The 18,667-nt window shown below is 36.9% G+C and carries 11 protein-coding genes; 9 read left to right on the top strand and 2 right to left on the bottom strand.

What is annotated here, in order from left to right; genetic code table 11:
• Positions 1 to 78: 78 nt before the first annotated feature.
• Positions 79 to 1,527: a cardiolipin synthase gene (gene cls / locus PRVXH_RS08920; protein WP_353892434.1), complete on the bottom strand. Its 1,449-nt coding sequence runs from the start codon at positions 1,525 to 1,527 to the stop codon at positions 79 to 81.
• 264 nt (positions 1,528 to 1,791) lie between these two features.
• On the opposite strand from cls, the gene PRVXH_RS08915 reads away from it, so the two are divergent.
• The 7 genes from PRVXH_RS08915 (at position 1,792) to PRVXH_RS08885 (ending at position 15,574) form a co-directional block, all read left to right on the top strand.
• Positions 1,792 to 3,318, top strand: a complete 1,527-nt coding sequence (locus PRVXH_RS08915) for an AbgT family transporter (protein WP_353892433.1) — start codon at positions 1,792 to 1,794, stop codon at positions 3,316 to 3,318.
• 226 nt (positions 3,319 to 3,544) lie between these two features.
• Positions 3,545 to 4,555: a DUF3810 domain-containing protein gene (locus PRVXH_RS08910; RefSeq protein WP_353892432.1), complete on the top strand. Its 1,011-nt coding sequence runs from the start codon at positions 3,545 to 3,547 to the stop codon at positions 4,553 to 4,555.
• A 98-nt stretch (positions 4,556 to 4,653) separates the two neighbouring features.
• Complete coding sequence (locus PRVXH_RS08905; protein ID WP_353892431.1) at positions 4,654 to 5,016, top strand: ion channel; 363 nt, start codon at positions 4,654 to 4,656, stop codon at positions 5,014 to 5,016.
• A 270-nt stretch (positions 5,017 to 5,286) separates the two neighbouring features.
• A complete protein-coding gene (locus PRVXH_RS08900) occupies positions 5,287 to 6,414 on the top strand; it encodes a hypothetical protein (RefSeq protein ID WP_353892430.1) in 1,128 nt (375 codons plus the stop codon).
• Between the two features lie 377 nt (positions 6,415 to 6,791).
• On the top strand, positions 6,792 to 12,029 hold the full coding sequence (locus PRVXH_RS08895; RefSeq protein WP_353892429.1) for a S8 family serine peptidase: 5,238 nt from the start codon (positions 6,792 to 6,794) through the stop codon (positions 12,027 to 12,029).
• 51 nt (positions 12,030 to 12,080) lie between these two features.
• Positions 12,081 to 12,728, top strand: a complete 648-nt coding sequence (locus PRVXH_RS08890) for a class D sortase (RefSeq protein WP_353892428.1) — start codon at positions 12,081 to 12,083, stop codon at positions 12,726 to 12,728.
• A gap of 458 nt (positions 12,729 to 13,186) precedes the next feature.
• Complete coding sequence (locus PRVXH_RS08885) at positions 13,187 to 15,574, top strand: ATP-binding protein (protein ID WP_353892427.1); 2,388 nt, start codon at positions 13,187 to 13,189, stop codon at positions 15,572 to 15,574.
• A gap of 77 nt (positions 15,575 to 15,651) precedes the next feature.
• Here PRVXH_RS08885 and PRVXH_RS08880 read toward each other — a convergent pair whose 3' ends face one another.
• A complete protein-coding gene (locus tag PRVXH_RS08880) occupies positions 15,652 to 16,365 on the bottom strand; it encodes a VanZ family protein (protein WP_353892426.1) in 714 nt (237 codons plus the stop codon).
• A gap of 238 nt (positions 16,366 to 16,603) precedes the next feature.
• Between PRVXH_RS08880 and PRVXH_RS08875 the strand changes: the two genes are divergently transcribed.
• Together PRVXH_RS08875 and PRVXH_RS08870 are read left to right on the top strand one after the other, a co-directional pair.
• Positions 16,604 to 17,812 (top strand): right-handed parallel beta-helix repeat-containing protein, encoded by a 1,209-nt coding sequence (locus PRVXH_RS08875; RefSeq protein WP_353892425.1) that lies wholly within the window; start codon positions 16,604 to 16,606, stop codon positions 17,810 to 17,812.
• 126 nt (positions 17,813 to 17,938) lie between these two features.
• Entirely contained in the window at positions 17,939 to 18,553 is a 615-nt protein-coding gene (locus tag PRVXH_RS08870) for a class E sortase (protein ID WP_353892424.1), read from the top strand.
• Positions 18,554 to 18,667: the final 114 nt, after the last annotated feature.

Raw genomic sequence — 18,667 nt, 5'->3', positions numbered from 1 at the left:
TGGGCTTCACAAAAAAAGAAGGCAAGTGAACAGTTTTAGTTGTTCATTTGCCTTCTTTTTTGGCTTTTCAAAGTCTAATTATAAAAGAGGGGACATTAACCTGCTTATGCTTTCTAACATTTTAACGCCCAAACCTCTACTGTCGTACGTTTCCCTAGTTACTAATTTGCTTTTTTGCATATCTTCTTCAAAGGCTTTGCTACACCATTTAGACAAATTAGAGTCAAAAATGAGTGTGTTTATTTCAAAATTATGTGCAAAGCTTCTAATATCCATATTTGCTGTACCTATTGATGTTACTTTTCCGTCGATTGTCAGCATTTTGGCGTGAAGAAAACCGTTATACAAGTAAACTTTTATACCATGTCGCAAAACATCATCGATATACGATGTTGTAGCTCGGTAAACGAACCTTTTATCAGGAATTGCAGGGAGCATTATTTTTACATCAACGCCTGAAAGAGCAGCAATCTCTAATGCATCTAAAAGTGAGTCATCGGGTATAAAGTAAGGAGTTTGTATGTAAATAGATTTTTTAGCGGAGGTTATCATTTTAATATAGGCAGTTTTTATCTGCTCACCTCTTACGTCAGGACCGCTAGAGAGGATTTGGACGCCGGTATCACCTTCTGGTTTTATAGGAGGAAAGAACTTTTGCAAAGTTTCTTTATCTGTATCGGTTTTATGGTTTGAAGCATAAGACCAATCCATTAAAAATCTTTCTTGGAGGGTATAAACAGAGGAACCTGTTAACCTTATATGGGTATCTCTCCATGGGTTTAATCTTTTATGTAGACCTAGGTACTCATCTCCAATGTTCATGCCACCTGTATAACCAATTTTTCCATCTATGATTGCTATTTTACGATGATTTCTGTAGTTAACCCTCATATACGTGCGTACAGTTAAAGGAAAGAAGCGGTGCACATGTCCACCTGCTTTAATTAATTCCTTAAAAATTTTATGAGGAGTAAAAATGCTTCCTACATGATCATATAAGAACCTTACCTCAACACCTTCTTTTGCCTTTTTGGTGAGTAAGTTAATGATCTTTTTACTTAGGTTGTCGTTATTTATAATATAGTAAACAATGTGAATAGTATCTTTGGCATTTTCAATATCTGAAATTAAAGAGTCAAACTTATCTTTTCCTTGGGTAAATATAGTTATGTCATTATCTTGGGAGTAGATGCTGTTAACTGCATTATAATTCATTCTGATAAGGTCTTCGTATTGATTCATGTTTTCATCTAAAATATTATCGAGATTATTTTGTGAAAGCAGATGTTTCTTTTGAAGCCTTTCGTTATAAAGGTTGTCAAACTCCTTTTTTAAGTTAAATATCTTCTTTTGGTTAGGTCTTAAGGTTTTGCCAATTAAAGGGTAGAGTATAAACCCAACTATTGGGAGGAATGTCAGTATAAGAATCCATCCAAAAGCGCTAGATGGCTTTTTTCTTTCGATAAACAAGATGGTAATGATTGATATAAAATTTAGTAGGTAGATAGCTCCAATTAACCAAGACATTTATCAAACCTCCCTCTTAAAATAAATTGAACATGTTGATATTATTTCAAAGTGGTTAATTATTGTCAATGCTTGAAGTTTCACTTTTAGCTGCCACGGTTAGAAAACGGATATATATGATAATAAAATTTACAAAAAAGTTTTGTATCGCTCTATTAAGATAACAAAGCTTTTTTGTTTTTTGTTTTAAAAGTTAAATAAAATTATGCATATTACATTTCTTTGATAATAAATTTTAATATATCAAAATATAGAAGGAGGAGAATGATGGTGCCTAAGAAAAAAGGTGAAAAAAAAGGTTTTGGAAACCGCTTTTTAGACTTTGTTGAAAAAGTGGGTAACAAACTACCGCACCCTATGATGCTATTTTTCATACTTGCTGCTCTTGTACTGGTGTTTTCATTAATTCTAAGCTCGTTAAATGTGGCAGTTGAACATCCAGTTGATGGAAGCAAAGTAGAAGTTATCAATCTTTTAAATGCCGACGGCATACGTGATATTTTTACTAAAGCTGTAGATAACTTTGTTAACTTTGCACCTCTAGGCGTTGTGTTGGTAGCTATGCTGGGTGTTGGTGTGGCAGAAAAAACAGGTCTTATACCTGCCGCTCTTAAAAAGTTGATTTTGGGTGCGCCTCACAAATTGGTAACAGTAGTTGTGGTTTTAGCTGGTATCTTATCAAACGTTGCCGCTGACGCCGGTTATGTAGTGGTAATACCGCTTGGAGCCATAGTTTTTGCTGCTAAGGGAAGACACCCTATTGCTGGCTTAGCTGCAGCTTTTGCTGGAGTATCTGGTGGTTTTAGTGCTAACTTAGTACCCTCTATGCTTGATCCAATGCTAGCTGGCTTTACTGAAGATGCTATAGTAGGTTCAGGGTTAGTGGATGAGTATTCCGTCTCTGCTACCGCTAACTTATTATTTATGATGGTTTCAACATTTTTAATTACGATTGTAGGTACACTTGTTACAGAAAAGATAGTTGAACCTAGATTGGGAGAATATAAGGGCGATTACGTAGAGAAATTTGAGCCTCTTACAGAGAGGGAAAATAAAGGCCTCAAATATTCGCTTATAGGAATTGGAATATTTGTAGCTGGGCTTTTGGTAATGTTAGTTCCTGAATCTGGGATTTTAAGAGGAGAGGATGGAGCGATAATTACGGCGATCACACCGTTTATGAACTCTATGATTCCTCTTATTGCGTTAATGTTCCTGCTACCAGCTCTGTTTTATGGAAAAGTGGCTGGAACAATAAAGAGTAACCATGATGTTGCAAATTACATGGGTAAATCCATGGCAGATATGGGTGGCTATATTGCTCTTGCATTTGCGGCCTCTCAATTTGTCAGCTACTTTAACTGGAGTCAAATAGGAAGTGTCATTTCCATTTCTGGTGCAAACTTCCTACAGTGGACTGGTATAGATGCTTGGCCTATACCTTTGATACTAGCGTTTATACTTGTATGCGCTATTATTAACATATTTATTGGAAGTGCCACAGCAAAGTGGGGTATAATGGCCCCGGTATTTGTACCGATGCTTTATCTATTAGGTACAGATCCAGAAGTTGTGCAGCTAGCATACCGTATTGGTGACTCAACTACAAACATTATTTCACCGCTGCTCCCATACTTTGCGTTTATTATAGCATTTGCCCAAAAATATGATAAGAATCTTGGGATAGGAACTTTGGTTTCTACAATGCTTCCATACTCTATAGCATTTACTATTTCTTGGATGATACTTTTAACAATTTGGTTGTTACTTGGCATACCGGTAGGATTTTAAGAGTAAAATAACATGATTTAAGGTGGGATAAAGGTTAATACCTTATCCCACTTTTTTTGACTAGAGATGTTTTTTAAAGTAGTTATAGATGATAAAATATAGATATAGTATTTAATAAAAAGGTAGGTGATCTATTATTATTTTACATCTTAAAAGAACTTATTTAATATTACTATTACCTTTAGCGTGGTTAATTACTAAGCTCGGTGCTTTAAAACCTGAAATTGTGGAGTCTATATACTCCACCCGAATTTACAAGAGGTTTGCTCAAGTCTTAAGTTTGATTACTGGTGTTATCCCCATATCAGTAGCTGAGATCTTAATTATTTGCTTTATTGGGTTTATTATTTTTAAGCTGGTAAGTAGAATTATAGCTTTGAAAAAAGAACCTCAAAATAGGCTGGATATATTGCTAAAATGTGGGGCAACACTTTTGGCCGCTTTAAGTATAATATATTTTTCCTTTATAGCTGTATGGGGTTTAAACTACCATAGACAGGATTTTGCCTCAATTGCAGATTATGATGTCCACGAGTACTCTACTCAGGATTTAAGTCAACTTGCAGAACATTTGATTCTACAGGCAAATTATCTGCGAAACTATATTGAAGAAGACGAGCTAGGGATAATGACTCTTCCTGACGGCAAATCCGATGTAATGAGAAGGGCTCACAAGGGATTTGATAACGCTGCAGAAGTTTATCCACAGTTAGGTGGTAAGTATGGCAAGCCTAAGATGGTGCTAATGTCTAATGTTATGTCACACCTTGGTATTTGGGGAGCGTACTTTCCTTTTACCGCAGAGGCAAATGTCAACATTTCTATCCCAGAGTCAATGATACCTAGTATCACACTTCATGAAATGGCTCATCAAAGAGGATTTGCTCGAGAGGATGAGGCTGATTATATAGCATACTTAACAGCAGTTATGCATCCTGACTATGATTTTCAATATTCAGGTACCCTTTTAGCACTGCGACATACCATGAGTGCATTATCTAGAGCTGATTTTGAGACCTTCCAGGTGCTTGCCAACTCTTATAGTGATGGTTTAGCTAGAGATATGGAGCATATAAACATGCATAATAGAAGTTACCAAGGCCGGGCAAGCCAAGTTTCAGCACAAATTAACAACACTTATTTAAGGGCTAACGCCCAACAAGACGGGATAAAAAGTTATGGAAGAATGATTGATCTTATGATGGCATCATTTCTTCAAGAACTAGAAGAGCTTTAATTTCATATATAAAGTGCTAACCATTAGGTTAGCGCTTTTTTCATAGATGTACTCTCTTTTGCATAGTACTTAGCAACAAAGTTTATGGAGGTAAAATTATGAGTCGCAGGGCTATTATAGTTTACAATATTTTAATATTATTTTTTCTTTATATGACCATAGCTGCGTTTTTCGCATTCCTCTACATAGCTATAGAAATCTTAGAGCTTGGGTCGATAGTTGACCATCATGCTTCTATATCACATCAACAACAAATAATTGACCTTTTTACTCGCTCGATATATTTTAGCTTTATTACTTTGTTTGCAGTTGGATACGGAGATGTATCACCTCTCGGCCTGGCAAAAGGAGTTGCTATTTTTCAAGCGTTAGTTGGATATGTTCTTCCCTACGCAATAATTTTAAACTATCTAGTCTTTAAGCCGAAAATAATAAGGTGGCATGTTAAAAAGAGAAGGTAACTGCAGGAAAACTCTCGCCAAAAGTAAAATAGTAAATAGAAATTTAACAAGCATCGGCCCCAAAAATGTTATACAATGCAAATCGTTATAAAGTATTTCCAAAAGGAGCTGAGTAACACTATATATTGCCTTTAGGGGAAGTTGAAAAAAGTTTAAGCTTTAGCCTAACTTAGCTAAAGCTTTTTATGATTTTAGATTTAGAGGGGTTTTAATTATTTTGTCGAAATATTATAAACAAGTAAAGTAGTTTGTTATTGGAGGGATTAGATTTTGAAAAAAGTTAGTCTGTTATTTACCTTAACTGTTATTATGATTTTAGGTTGCAGTGAGGGAGATGTAGTTGTGGAAGAGTCTAAGCCAGTAGGGGAAATAGTGATAAGATATGAAGATAATAACGGAAATAATCTACATGACAGCGAAATACATAATGATGTACAAGGGCATAGAATTTTTACGGCAAAGAAAATCGAAGGCTTTGAACTGATGGAAGGTCACAAGTCAGAAGTGAACATAGAAGTTACTAAGGAAGGGCAGCAGCATGAACATATATTCCTGTATAAAGAGGCTTTACTAACGATAGAGCAGGCAACTGATCTTATCTTAAAGAAAGTTTATCATAGACATTTACACGACAGTATGGATTCTAACGATTCCGCAGTAACTATTGATGAGGGGACAGTATATATTGGAGATAACAATGGATTTTATTTTTCTTCTATCTATGAGGTGGGTAATAAAACTTTTTACCGGTTTGAAGATTTAGAGCGAAAAGATACCAAAGGTGCTATAAGTTTTTTATGTGCACAGACCGGCGAGTTATACTTAGAGCACTACCTTTCATTTATTAGTGGGGTGGATATTACAAATTTTGAGTACGAGATGTATATGGGAGAAAAGATATATGCTATTTCTGTGGATTCTACCACTTTACCCTCAGAAGAAAAAGTGGACAGGCTTTATTATGCAACCGAATTAGGGTTAAACCATGATAGTTATGACCTTATTACTGAGTTTATGGTGCCAGATGTTATATCAAACGATCCAGTTGCTAGTCTCTTAAATCAAAAGATATCAGAAGTAGAGGAAAAAACCGGTGGAGAGCTAATAGAGCAGACAGAAGGGTATGGAAATGTAGTTAAAGGTGAAAAGTTTCAAGTGTTTTTTGCTGAACCTAATTCTAACTCTTCGTTAATAGCCCTAGAAAAAGGAGCAGAAATCTTTGGAGCTCGTGTAGGAAAGACATTTGATGAAATCGAAGAAATTCTAGGAAAAGGAGCAGATAGATATATAGATACTCACTTTGGTGTCTATGTAATGCAATACGAGGTAGTGCATTTAACTTTATACTTCTACTCTGAAACCGAGGATGGACCTACAGCAACAGCCAGAATTAGCTAAATTGAGAGTAAACTTTATAGAAAGTAAAAGCAATTTTTAAATAAAACGAGGTATCTATGATGTTTTTATCGTAGATGCCTCGTTTTATTCATATATTTTTAATAGCGCTAAACTCCAAATTAAAGAAAAAAATGATTCTTCTGTCAAGTACCCAATATTGCAAACGCAAAGAAGTGAACTATCATTTTGGAATAGCATGTATTTTTTTACTTGCTATTGACAAAAAAGTGTTTTTAACAAATTTTGACTGAATTAGTTATATTTTTTGTTTTTCTCTAATAAGTTCATAACGGGAGGCTACATTTAAAATAAAAAATGGAGGTGAAACTTATCTAAATTACAAATGTACTTTCTTAGAATTATAAAGGAGGAGTGTTATGAAGATTAGAGACACGAAGAGCTATCTGATAGTCCTAATGATTATTTGTATGATGTTATCTCCTTTCGCTTCTGTAAATGCTTACGCCCAAGAGAACACCAAGAATCCACTAACCGTTTCTATGAATGATCAAAGGCCTCCAGCAGAGAAGATTAGTTCTGCTGTTGAAGAAACAATAGCTGATAAAGAAATGGTGGAAGTTATTGTAGAAATGCAAGAACAAGTTGATTCAAAAGAAGTTGCAAAAAATGCAGTAAATAACTTAGCTAAAGATGCAACAGCCTACGAAAAGAAGATGGCCAGCAGGTTTGCGGTTGTAGATGCGTTAAGACAAACAGCACAAGAGACCCAAAAAGAAATCCTGAGCTATTTAGAACAGGAACAGCTTGAGGGTAATGTAGAAGAATATGAAAGCTTCTATATCATGAATGTTCTTTATGTTAAGGCCAATAAAAATGTAATAGAAAACTTAGCAAAAAGACATGAAATATACAAAATAGATATTAACCAGCATATAGAAGTAGAATGGCCAGAAGTAGACCCGGTGCAAAAAGCAAATAACACCATAGATAATGTAGAATGGAATATCGATAGAGTAGGTGCCCCTGCTGTTTGGGATACCTATGGTCTCGAAGGAACGGGAGCAGTAGTTGGTATAATAGACAGCGGTGTACATTGGGAACATGAAGCCCTTAGAGATAAGTGGCGTGGTTTTGATCCCGATGATCCCAGCAACCCAAATCCAGAAGGAAACTGGTTTGATGCAGTTGAAGGGCGTTCGATGCCTTATGACTTGGCTAGTTCTCCCCATGGATCTCATGTTATGGGTACCATCTTAGGTCAAGACCCAGAAGGTGCTAACAAAATAGGGGTTGCCCCTGGTGCACAATGGATAGCAGCAAGAGCGTTCACAGAAAGTGGCGGAAGCCAAGCACACTTGTTAGCAGCAGGCGAATTCATGTTAGCTCCTAATGATGATCCTGCCCTTGCTCCGGATATAGTTAATAATTCATGGGGTGGAGGACCTGGCTTAAATGAATGGTATCGTCCTATGGTGGAAAACTGGCGGGCAGCTGGGATACTACCAGTATTTTCTGCAGGTAACACCTCTGGTGGTTCTTCCCCAGGATCTGTAAGTGCACCTTCAAATTATCCTGAAAGTTTCGCGATAGGTGCAACGGATATTAGTGATAGACGGGCTAACTTCTCCAATCAAGGTCCTGGACCCTATCCAGATGACCTAAAACCTGATATATCAGCCCCTGGTGCTAATATTCGTTCATCGGTACCTGGAGGTTATGAGGCTGGATGGAGTGGAACATCCATGTCAGCTCCTGCTGTAGCTGGAACCGCAGCCCTACTACTTTCTCTAGATGCCAGCTTAACCCCTGACGAACTAGAGGATATAATGATGGAAACTGCAACTCCTTTGACAGATAGTCAATATCCTGAGGCACCGAACTATGGTTACGGTCATGGCCTTGTAAACGCTTTTGATGCTGTGGCATCTATCGCTACTGGCCGTGGTGTAATTGAAGGTTCGGTACTAAGGGAAGGTTTAGACACTGAACCTCCAGTTATAGAGCACGAACCAATTGAAGAGGCCTTCTCTGGCTTATCTATTCCTATCGAAGCTCATGTTACAGACGATGTAGCTGTAACTAAGGTTGAGCTTTGGATAAAATCAGCTGGAGATGACCATTGGGTAATGGCTCCAATGGATCGCATATCTGGAGATCACAAGGACGGAATATATTCAGGGTCAATCCCCTATATGTTCATCGAAAAGCCTGGATTCCAATACCAAATAAGAGCCTATGACTTTGGGCAAAACTTAGATGAAACTGATCTTTTTGATGTCGAGGTTATGTTTGGAATAGTACCAGATGAATATCACACTGACTTTTCTGAATTCCCAATTGGATGGGTTTTAGATGGTGACTGGGATTGGGGAGAGCCTACTGTTGGCCCAGAACCAGTTGTAGGTGATAAAGTAATTGCAACAAACCCATTTGGTAACTACTCTGATAACTCCGATAGCCAAATGCTTATGCCTCCATTGGACTTAAGAGATGCTAGTGAAGCATCTGTAAGACTAAATCACTGGTACGATATAGAAAATAATTTCGATGAGGGTATAGTGGCGGTATCTGATGACTTCGGTTTAACCTGGGATATCGTAGGTGAATATACCGGTAGAGATGCTGAATGGAGAAATATGTTTATCAATCTAAATGATTACGCTTATTCACCAAATCCAGTATTCGTAATATTTGGCTTCTTCTCCGACGGTTCAGTGAATTACCCAGGATGGTATTTAGATAATGTAGAGCTTGTAGGTGTAGATACAGACCCTCCAGGAGAGCCTACTGATTTAGAAGCTAATACCCACTCCACAGGTATTACGCTAAATTGGACCGCTCCCACTGATCCTGATGTGGCAGGTTATAATATCTATCGCTCAGAGACAGCAGGTGGGGAATATGTTTTAATCGACTCTAGCACAAGTACTACCTTTACAGATACGGACTTTGAAGCTGGTGAAGACTATTATTATGTGGTAACTGCCTATGACTTTTCTAATAATGAAAGCGGTTACTCAAATGAAGCTTCAGCAACCGCTCCATACTTTACAATAATTTATGCCTCAGACTTCGAAGAAGATGATGGTGGCTGGATAGCAGATGGAGCAAATAATAGTTGGGAGTGGGGAGTGCCAACTTCAGGACCTGCTAGCGCATTCTCAGGTAGTAATGTTTGGGCTACAAACTTAGATGGAGACTATCCAAACAATACTGATAGCTGGATAGAGAGTCCTGAAATTGATTTGACAGGTCATACTACTGCAGACTTATCCTTCTATCACTGGTTTAACTGTGAAAATAGCTATGATAACGCATTTGTGAGAATATCTGCAGATGGTGGCGAAACTTGGGATGAATTAGCTACCTATACAGGTAATTTTGGTGGATGGGATAATGTCAATATTAGTCTAAATGATTATGTTGACGAAACTATCAAGTTGAGATTTGTCATGGAATCAGATGGATCTGTAACCGCTCCTGGTTGGTATGTTGATGATGTGATGATTTCTAGTTCAGATGCACCACAAATTTCAACAGTATCAACTGTAGAAGAACAAAGCGATAAAACTAACAAACCAGAAAGTAGAACGATAGATCTGAAACTTCAACAAGATCCAGAAAACTATGATTACGAGGTATCTGTTGACAACGAGATTACCGACGTAACAGGGCTACCTCTAGATGCAGTAGTTACCATAGTTGAAACTGGAAGAAGTGTAAGAACTAATCCAGCAGATGGATCCTATCGTCTAATCCATGCTGCTAGCGAAGATGACGAACCATGGACTGTAAAGGTTGAGGCCTATGGATACTACAGTCAAACAGCTACCGTTGAGCTTAATGACGGTGATGAAATAACTCAAGACTTCATCCTAGATCAAATACCACAGGGCATAATTGAGGGTCAAGTAGTAAATCAAAGGACTGGAGAACCAATTGAAGATGCAAAGATCAATCTAATTGGCGACTCTAGAATACCTTCAGCTACTACGGATGAAGAAGGGAATTTCGTAATGCCTGATATTTTAGAGGGCGAGTACTCACTACAAGTTGGCGCAGCTGACTACATTTTAGAAGAAGTGGAAGTAGAAGTAGTGGGGGATGAAACTACTGAGGTAACAGTTGAGCTAAGCCCATTTATTGGTTTCAACGAAGAAATAGCGTATGATAATGGAACTGCAGAAAACGCCAGAGCATTCTTTGATGCCGGTAATGGATGGGCCATGAGAATGACACCTGATGGTTATGCTCAAGTAACTGGTGCTAATGTTTATCTATGGGATACTGACTGGCCAGACCCTGGTGCCGACACATTTTCGGTAGCGGTTTACGACAGCTTACCAAATGGTGAACCTGGTGAAATGGTAATTAGTCCTGTAGAAGTAGAAGGAGTCAGAGGACAATGGAATCATGTTGACCTATCATCGTATGGGTTTTCCACAGATAGAGACTTCTTTATAGTGATGGTTCAGGTAGGCGATAGTCCAAATACTCCGGGTATAGGTATGGATGAAGATGGACCTTTTGCTAACCGCTCGTATATGGTAATAGACGGTGTTTTTGAACAACTTGATTCCAGTTACGGAAATATCATGCTAAGAGCAGAAGTTGCTTATAGCTTAGATGCTCCTGTAATATCAAGTCCTGAAGATCAGACTTACACTAACGAAGATACTGTAATGGTATCTGGAACAGTTGATGTTGACTGTAAAGTTAATATTTATAATAATGGCGAACTAATTGCAGAAGAAGTAGAAACTGAAGATGGAGAGTTTAATGTAGAAATCCAACTTGAAGAAGGGGAGAACATTATAACTGCCACTTCAGTGGTTGAAGTTGGTGAAACTGATCCTTCAGCTCCTATAAAAGTAGTTAAGGATACTGTAGCACCAGAAGTTGTAATAGAATCTCCTGCAGATGGTTTTATAACCAATAAAGAAGTGGTAACAGTAGCGGGAACTGTAGAAGACGATAACCTTGATATAGTAACAGTTAACGGAGAAGAAGCAACTATCGAAGATGGAAGCTTCAGTACAAGACTGATACTAGAAGAAGGTGAAAACTTAATTACAATCAGAGCTACAGATTTAGCTGGAAATGAAACCGTAAAGGAAGTAACAGTAACAGTAGATACAGTACTTCCAACAATAACTGACATTCAGCCTTCTGAAGATATAACTGTTGAAGCTGGAGAAGAAGTAACAATCTCCTTCACCAGTGATAAAAAAGGAGGAATTGCATCCTTTAGAATTTTATTGCCAACAGGAGAAAATCTTAATACAACACTAGGAACTCCTATGACTGAAGTAGAACCTGGTCTATATCAAGGAACATGGGTAGTGCCTGGAGGACTGGTGGTTGATGGAGCCGCAGTAGAGGTTGAGCTTTATGATGTAGCTGGAAATAGAGCCACTGGAATTGCAATGGGAACGATTACTGTTGTAGCTCCAGAGGACCCAGAGGATCCAGAAGACCCAGAGGACCCAGTTGATCCAGAGGACCCAGTTGATCCAGAGGATCCACAAGATCCAGCCGATCCTAAGGAGTCTGAAAAGCTACCACAGACCGGTCAAAGAGGCTATGTTTATTTCCTACTTCTAGGGCTAATTTCAATAGCAGTTGGAGCTAGATTTGTTCTGAAGAAAGCCTAGAACTTAAGGGGGGAGATTCCTCCCCTCTTTTTTAAATTTAAGGAGGTCTACATGAAAATAATAGGTGTGATTTTAATATTTCTAGGTTTAGCGTTAATAATATACCCTCCACTTCAAGACTTTTACGTTAGAAATCACCAAAAGCAACTTATAAATACTTACATACAATCTAGGGATGAGTTTGAAGGTGATCCAGAAGAATACCTAAGAGAGGTCATGGAAAATCTGCCTTCAGAAGATACAGAATCAGAGTTAGGTGTAACTGACCCACAAGAGCAGGACTCTACTCAAAAAATAATAAAAGATACCAATATCATAGGTATTATAGAAATTCCTGAAATTAAAGTACACCTACCAATATTTTACGATGCTAACGATAGTAACCTTGCTAAAGGGGCTGCCATGGTAAAGGGAACTGCTTTCCCATGGGAAGATGGGAATACTGCCATTGCTGCTCATAAAGGGAGACAATATGGATCTTTCTTTAATCGGTTAAATGAGGTAAAAGATGGAGACTTAGTAAAATTACACTTTCTGAATGAAGAGTACCATTATGAGGTATATGAATCTTTTGTGGTGTGGCCTGACGAAGTATGGGTGCTAGAAGAGGTTGATGAAAAAGCCGTTGTGACCTTAGTAGTCTGTATTTCTGATGGGAAAAAAAGGCTGATAGTTCGTGGCAAGTTAACATCGCCTTAGGTAACTTAAAGTGAACAAGAAAAAGAGTGTAGACAAGCCTCAAAAAGGAAGTTTCTAGGGTTTAGCTTCTATGCCTTTAAGGGCAAATACGGAATTAGAATTCATCAAAATTCAATGGAAAGACTCAAAGAAAAGATCAAAGAAATGAACATGTAGAGAAAAGGATAAAGAAAACTTAGCTAAGCCTACTTTGTATATAAGTTTAAATAATAGTTTTTCAAAACATGCAAGAATATATTGCAACTGTAATCGTTAAAAAAGATATATAAGTAAAAGCAATTTTTAAATAAAACGAGGATATCTATGATGTTTTTATCGTAGATGCCTCGTTTTATTCATATATTTTTAATAGCGCTAAGATCTGTAAAACTATGAGATTAGTCGCTGAACACATGTAAAGTTTAGAGCATAAAGTAATTTAGGGAGTTTTGTAATTTACATTCAAGGGGGTTGAGCATGTGGATGATAGGTTTTGTCTAAGACCTGAGCAATTAACGAGCTGCTGTGTAACTGAAAGCCTTGGATTTGAAAGTACAGAGGAGGTCGAACCGTTAGAGGGAATCATCGGGCAAAGTAGAGCGGTAGAGGCCTTAACTTTTGGACTTAGGGTTGATAAAAAGGGATATAACATTTTTATATCAGGTATCAGCGGTACAGGAAAATCTAGTTATGCTAATTCCATAGCAAAGTCTTTTGCTGCAAATGGGAAAAAGCCCGATGACTGGCTATATGTTTTTAACTTTAAAAACCCTGATTCTCCCAAGGCTATTAATACGCGAGGGGGAGAGGGGGAAAGTTTTGTAAAAGAAATAGAGCATCTTATTGAAAAATTAAAAAAAGAAATCCCCAAATCATTTCAAAATAGTGAGTATAAAAATAAAAAAAAGGAGATATTTAAAGATATCCAGCTAAAGCAAAAGATTTTTGTTAGAAATCTTAATGAAGTAGCAAGGAAATATGGTTTTGTATTTAAAGACTCAGAACAAGGGTTTAACCATATACCTTTGAAAGATGGAAAGCCGATGAGTCAAAAAGAGTATAACAATCTATCGCCTGAAGAAGTAGAAGAGATAAAAATTAACTCCCAAAAGCTTGATCTGATTACTGAGGATTGGTTTGACGAGTTAAAGGAACTACAAGAAGAGCTAGAAGAAAAGCTTGATAATCTAGACAAAGAACAGGGAAGGAAGTTAGTGGAGTATTATATAAAGAAGATTAGTAACTCTTTTGAAGACAATAAAAAAGTAAAACAGTTTTTAAAAGAGTTAAAGGAAGATATCGTTGCAAATATCAGCTATTTTTCAAAATCCAATGACTCAGAAAGTAAGGGTGAGCCATTACTTCCCTTTATTCAAACTCAGAGTGAGGAAGACTTCTATAATAGATATAAGGTTAATCATCTTGTAAATAACAATGAAACCAAGGCAGCACCTATAGTTAATGAGACAAACCCTAATTTTTATAACTTAAATGGTGCTATAGAATATAAAAATGAGATGGGTGTGTTAAAAACTGACTTTACTCAGATAAAATCAGGCTCCATTCATTTGGCCAATGGGGGATACCTGTTAATTCAAGCAAAGGACTTACTAGTTCAGCCTTTTGCTTGGGAGACATTAAAGCGAACCTTAAAAACCGGCTTGATAAACGTAGAGGATCTGGGAAAACAGCTAGGGTATGTTTATACAACCTCCCTAAAGCCTGAACCTATACCGGTAGATTTAAAGGTAATATTGATAGGGGATGATTATACCTATCATTTGCTATATCACTACGATGAGGATTTTAGAAAGTTATTTAAGGTAATGGCAGACTTTGATATAGAAATGGAAAGATCAGAAGAAAATATTGTAAAGATGGGTCAATTTATTGCTAGTCATTGCAAGCAGGTAGGACTGAGAGATTTTGACAAAAGTGCAGTAGCTAGGGTTATAAGATATAGCTCTCGGCTTTGTAACAGCCAAGAGAAATTAAGCTCACAGTTTAATCAGATAGTGGAGATTTTATATGAGTCAGATGTGTGGGCTGAGATGGAAAAAGCTGAGTATGTCTCGAAAAACCATGTAGAAAAAGCCATAGAAAAGAAAATTTACCGAAATTCTAAATACGAAGATAAACTCAATGAACGGTTCAAAGATGAGACTGTGTTGATTGATGTTAGCGGAAGAAAAGTGGGGCAAATAAATGGACTTACAGTGATGAACACAGGCCAGCATGTTTTTGGAAAGCCAAGTAGGATAACAGTAAGCACATATAAAGGGAAGTCAGGGATTATTAGCATCCAAAGAGAAACTAAAAAAAGTGGCAGCATATATGACAAAGGTGTGTTAACCCTATGTGGGTACCTAGGAACCAAATATGCACAGGATAAACCGATGTCGCTGACTGTAAGCATTAGCTTTGAACAAAATTATTCCAAGATAGACGGGGATAGCGCTTCAAGCACTGAGCTCTACGGAATTATATCCAGCATAGCGGAAGTTCCTATAAAGCAAAATATAGCTGTAACAGGATCTATAAATCAAAAGGGAGAAATTCAGCCAGTAGGCGGCGTAAATGAAAAGATAGAGGGTTTTTATGACATCTGCAAAATGAGAGGTCTAACCGGCGACCAAGGTGTAATAATACCTAAACAAAATATAAAAAACCTAATGTTAAAAGAAGAAGTAATAGCAGCTGTAAAAAACAAAGAATTTTTTATATATGCTATAAATCACGTAGATGAAGGAATAGAAATATTAACAGACACACCAGCAGGAAAAAAGGATAAAAACGGAAAGTATCCCAAGGGAACCATCAATGCCCAGGTGATGAAGAAGCTGAAAAAGTCTGAGGAAGAATCTTAGTGGGAAAGAATCACAAACAAAAAAAGACGTCAGCAGAGGCAGTACTTTTGCCTCTGCTGACGTCTTTTTTACTCCAACTACTCCTCATTAACTTTCTTTACAAAATCCCGATCATATACTTTCGTCTCTTGATCTAAATCCTCTTTAGAATCGGATTTTACCTGCTCTGATTTGCTATTATCCACCACATCATTTTTAGCATCACTATTTTCTTTAGCGATTTTCTTATTTTTACCTTTAAAATTATTATAGTAATATTCCTGTATTCGAGCACTCTTAGTTATAAATAGCGCAAAAAGGATGATAAAAATAGCTAAAGAAACACCAATAAAATTAATCAAAACATCCATCAAACTTGCTACCCGAGTGGGCACAAAACTTTGGCGATATTCATCTAAAAATGCCATAGCAGTACCACCTATAAACGCAATAAATATAGCTGTCCGTGGTCTTTTAGTATACTGACTTGCCAATAAAAAGAAAGCAATCGTAACTAAGAAAAACATAACAACATGAGCTATTTTCCTCAGCAAAAACTCTATAAGTCTAGGATTATTACTGGCATACTCTAAAAAATCTTCACCAAGAACCCTAAAAGCTCCCCATTCACTAAAATTAAGAGGAAGAGTGTTAGCTACCCAATGAGAAAAACGAGTGATACCAACATCAAACCGCCCTAAAACTGAGCTTAACTGATTAAGAACAGGCAGCACCTGAAGCCCAGGTATAGACGACAAATAAAAAATAAGCCCAACTATAAAAACAGCAATAAGCCAAGACCGAACCTTCATAAAAATCAACTCCGTTAGTAAGGGTTATGTATAAATTATACCATAAAACCCCAACATATAACTTGCTAATCTTTCTAGCCTACTAGCATAGCTCTTTTTTACTTAGGGTGACGACTACACCATTGTCAATAATGGGAACTTAAAAAATAATAAAAAAATAGTAATACTTTAGTACCACTCGAATATTAATTGAATAGTGCTAGTTTAAGCATAAAAAAATTATTAAGGAGTGGTTTTTGTGATTAGAAGGATTTTTTGTATCATGATGGCACTTGCACTTTGCTTCATGTTTGTGCCTGAAGTATCTGCTGAAAATTGGAATAAGGGGCTTAAAGCTGGAAGTTTGTCCGTAACAACACATACTTGTACAGAAGGGCATGGTACAGTAAAAGGCTATTATGCTGGTTTTAGAATTAGCGAGGAAGTTGTTATGAGCAGCATTGAAAGTATTAAACTTACTCTTTTTAATGGTAATAAAACACTAAAAACGCTTAATGCAAAAATAGATGGAAAATTTGGTGAACTTGACGCAGGTGGATATAGTGCTCCATTTGATGTATATGGAGATTTCAATTATGAAGAAGATGGTTACTGGGAAACAAATGGTTGGAAAGGGACATTTTATGAAGTTCCTACTCACTTTGAAGTTGAGATAACCTATAATAATGGTGAAAAAGAACATGTGGTGTCAGATGAGTCTCTAAAATATAACTTTACAGAGAAAGACACAGAGGATATATTCCCAAGTCTACATGATGTAGTGGCTGATTTAGATTATTATAATAATCACGAGCTAGTGGCGGATGGAAGCACTATTGACCTAACAGGTTATAAAGAAAAATTAACGAAACCGCTTAAAATCCAAGAAGAAATGACTATTAGAAATGGAAAAATAATAGGCAAAACAAAAAATCGTCCTGGAGATACAGTTTATGGAAATGTAATTGTCTTAGAATCAAATAATATTAAGATTGAAAATGTTAAGATTGAAAATCAAAGCACTAGCCATCCTACTATTAGAGTTGATGGCGTTGATAATATCAAATTAGATAATAATACTATTGACGGTGCTATTGGTGGAAACTCCGATGGTAAAGTGGACATTATAAATAACGATATAAGAAATTCAGTGGATGAAGGAATTTGGTTAGTTGGTAATGGAGAGTATACTATAGAAAATAATACAGTAACAAATGCAGGTGGTGCCTGTATAAAACTTGTAGCTAATAAAGATAATATACCTACAGTAAATGAACAGAGTAGTACAAATAGTATTTTGGAAAGTTTGAGACACGAAAATACTATTAAGAATGTAATCCTTACGTGGGTAGGTCCAGAGCCTCTTCCTGAAACTAGCGAATCTAGAATTATGTGGTTGATCCCTGCTGGCTTGTTAGTACTAGTTGCAGGTGCATTTGGTTACAAAAGGTTTGCTTTTCAAGAATAATAACTTAAAAAGAGATTGAGCAGTAATGCTCAATCTCTTTGATTAAAACATTTAAGGTGGTGGATAATTATAAAACTTAATGTTGGAAAGTTAATTTTTGTACTCATCGTATTAGTGGGGTTAGCCATGATCTTATATCCCTCCTTTCTAAAATTTCAATCATATAGGGTACAACGTCAATTAAGAAGTGAGTTTGAAAATTTTATAGAAAATGAGCCAAAACCAATAAATCAACAACTTGATTTAGCAGGACACCAAAGGGATATGGGTGAAATTACACCTTTTGAAGAAGTCATACCTCCAAAACTGACTGAGTTTCCACCAACTGAAATAAGGATACCATCTATTACTGTCAGCACGATGGTTGTGGTGGGTGAGAGTATAGAAGCTTTTAGTGACATCAATCATCAACCGGGCTATTATCCAGATAGCGCCTTTCCGGGGATGGGTAATGTACTTATTGGTGGACACAGAGGAGGTCCAGCAGGCTATTTTCGCAAACTAAACGAACTTAAGGCAGGGGATGAAATAATGCTAAGAACCCCCAGGCATACCTATCATTATTCTGTTAATACAGTTAAAGTTGTCGAAAGGGATGACTGGTCAATAGCCCAGGAAAACGGTGAAAACATGCTAACCCTAACAACATGCCAAGGCGAAGGATCTGACACATCAGCTAAAAGACTAGTTGTACAATCTAGTCTAGAAAAAGTAACATTACATAGGCTGGCAGAAAGATAAACCCCATCTTCTTTTTATACAGAAGCTGGGGTTTATCTTTTGAATGGGCAACTTTGGGAAGGGTGAATTTACAATTAAGAACAGTTTGACAGTTGGCTAGGGGACAGTTGGAAA

The organism is Proteinivorax hydrogeniformans, from assembly GCF_040515995.1.
Classification (GTDB): domain Bacteria; phylum Bacillota; class Proteinivoracia; order Proteinivoracales; family Proteinivoracaceae; genus Proteinivorax; species Proteinivorax hydrogeniformans.
This window is presented reverse-complemented; position numbering and strand designations above follow the sequence as displayed.

What these genes read in the sequence shown, in the direction of transcription:
- PRVXH_RS08880 (WP_353892426.1), bottom strand. Translation starts at nt 16,365, where the DNA reads ATGAAGGTTCGGTCTTGGCTTATTGCTGTTTTTATAGTTGGGCTTATT.
- PRVXH_RS08905 (WP_353892431.1), top strand. Translation starts at nt 4,654, where the DNA reads ATGAGTCGCAGGGCTATTATAGTTTACAATATTTTAATATTATTTTTT.
- PRVXH_RS08915 (WP_353892433.1), top strand. Translation starts at nt 1,792, where the DNA reads ATGATGGTGCCTAAGAAAAAAGGTGAAAAAAAAGGTTTTGGAAACCGC.
- cls (WP_353892434.1), bottom strand. Translation starts at nt 1,527, where the DNA reads ATGTCTTGGTTAATTGGAGCTATCTACCTACTAAATTTTATATCAATC.
- PRVXH_RS08870 (WP_353892424.1), top strand. Translation starts at nt 17,939, where the DNA reads ATGATCTTATATCCCTCCTTTCTAAAATTTCAATCATATAGGGTACAA.
- PRVXH_RS08890 (WP_353892428.1), top strand. Translation starts at nt 12,081, where the DNA reads ATGAAAATAATAGGTGTGATTTTAATATTTCTAGGTTTAGCGTTAATA.
- PRVXH_RS08895 (WP_353892429.1), top strand. Translation starts at nt 6,792, where the DNA reads ATGAAGATTAGAGACACGAAGAGCTATCTGATAGTCCTAATGATTATT.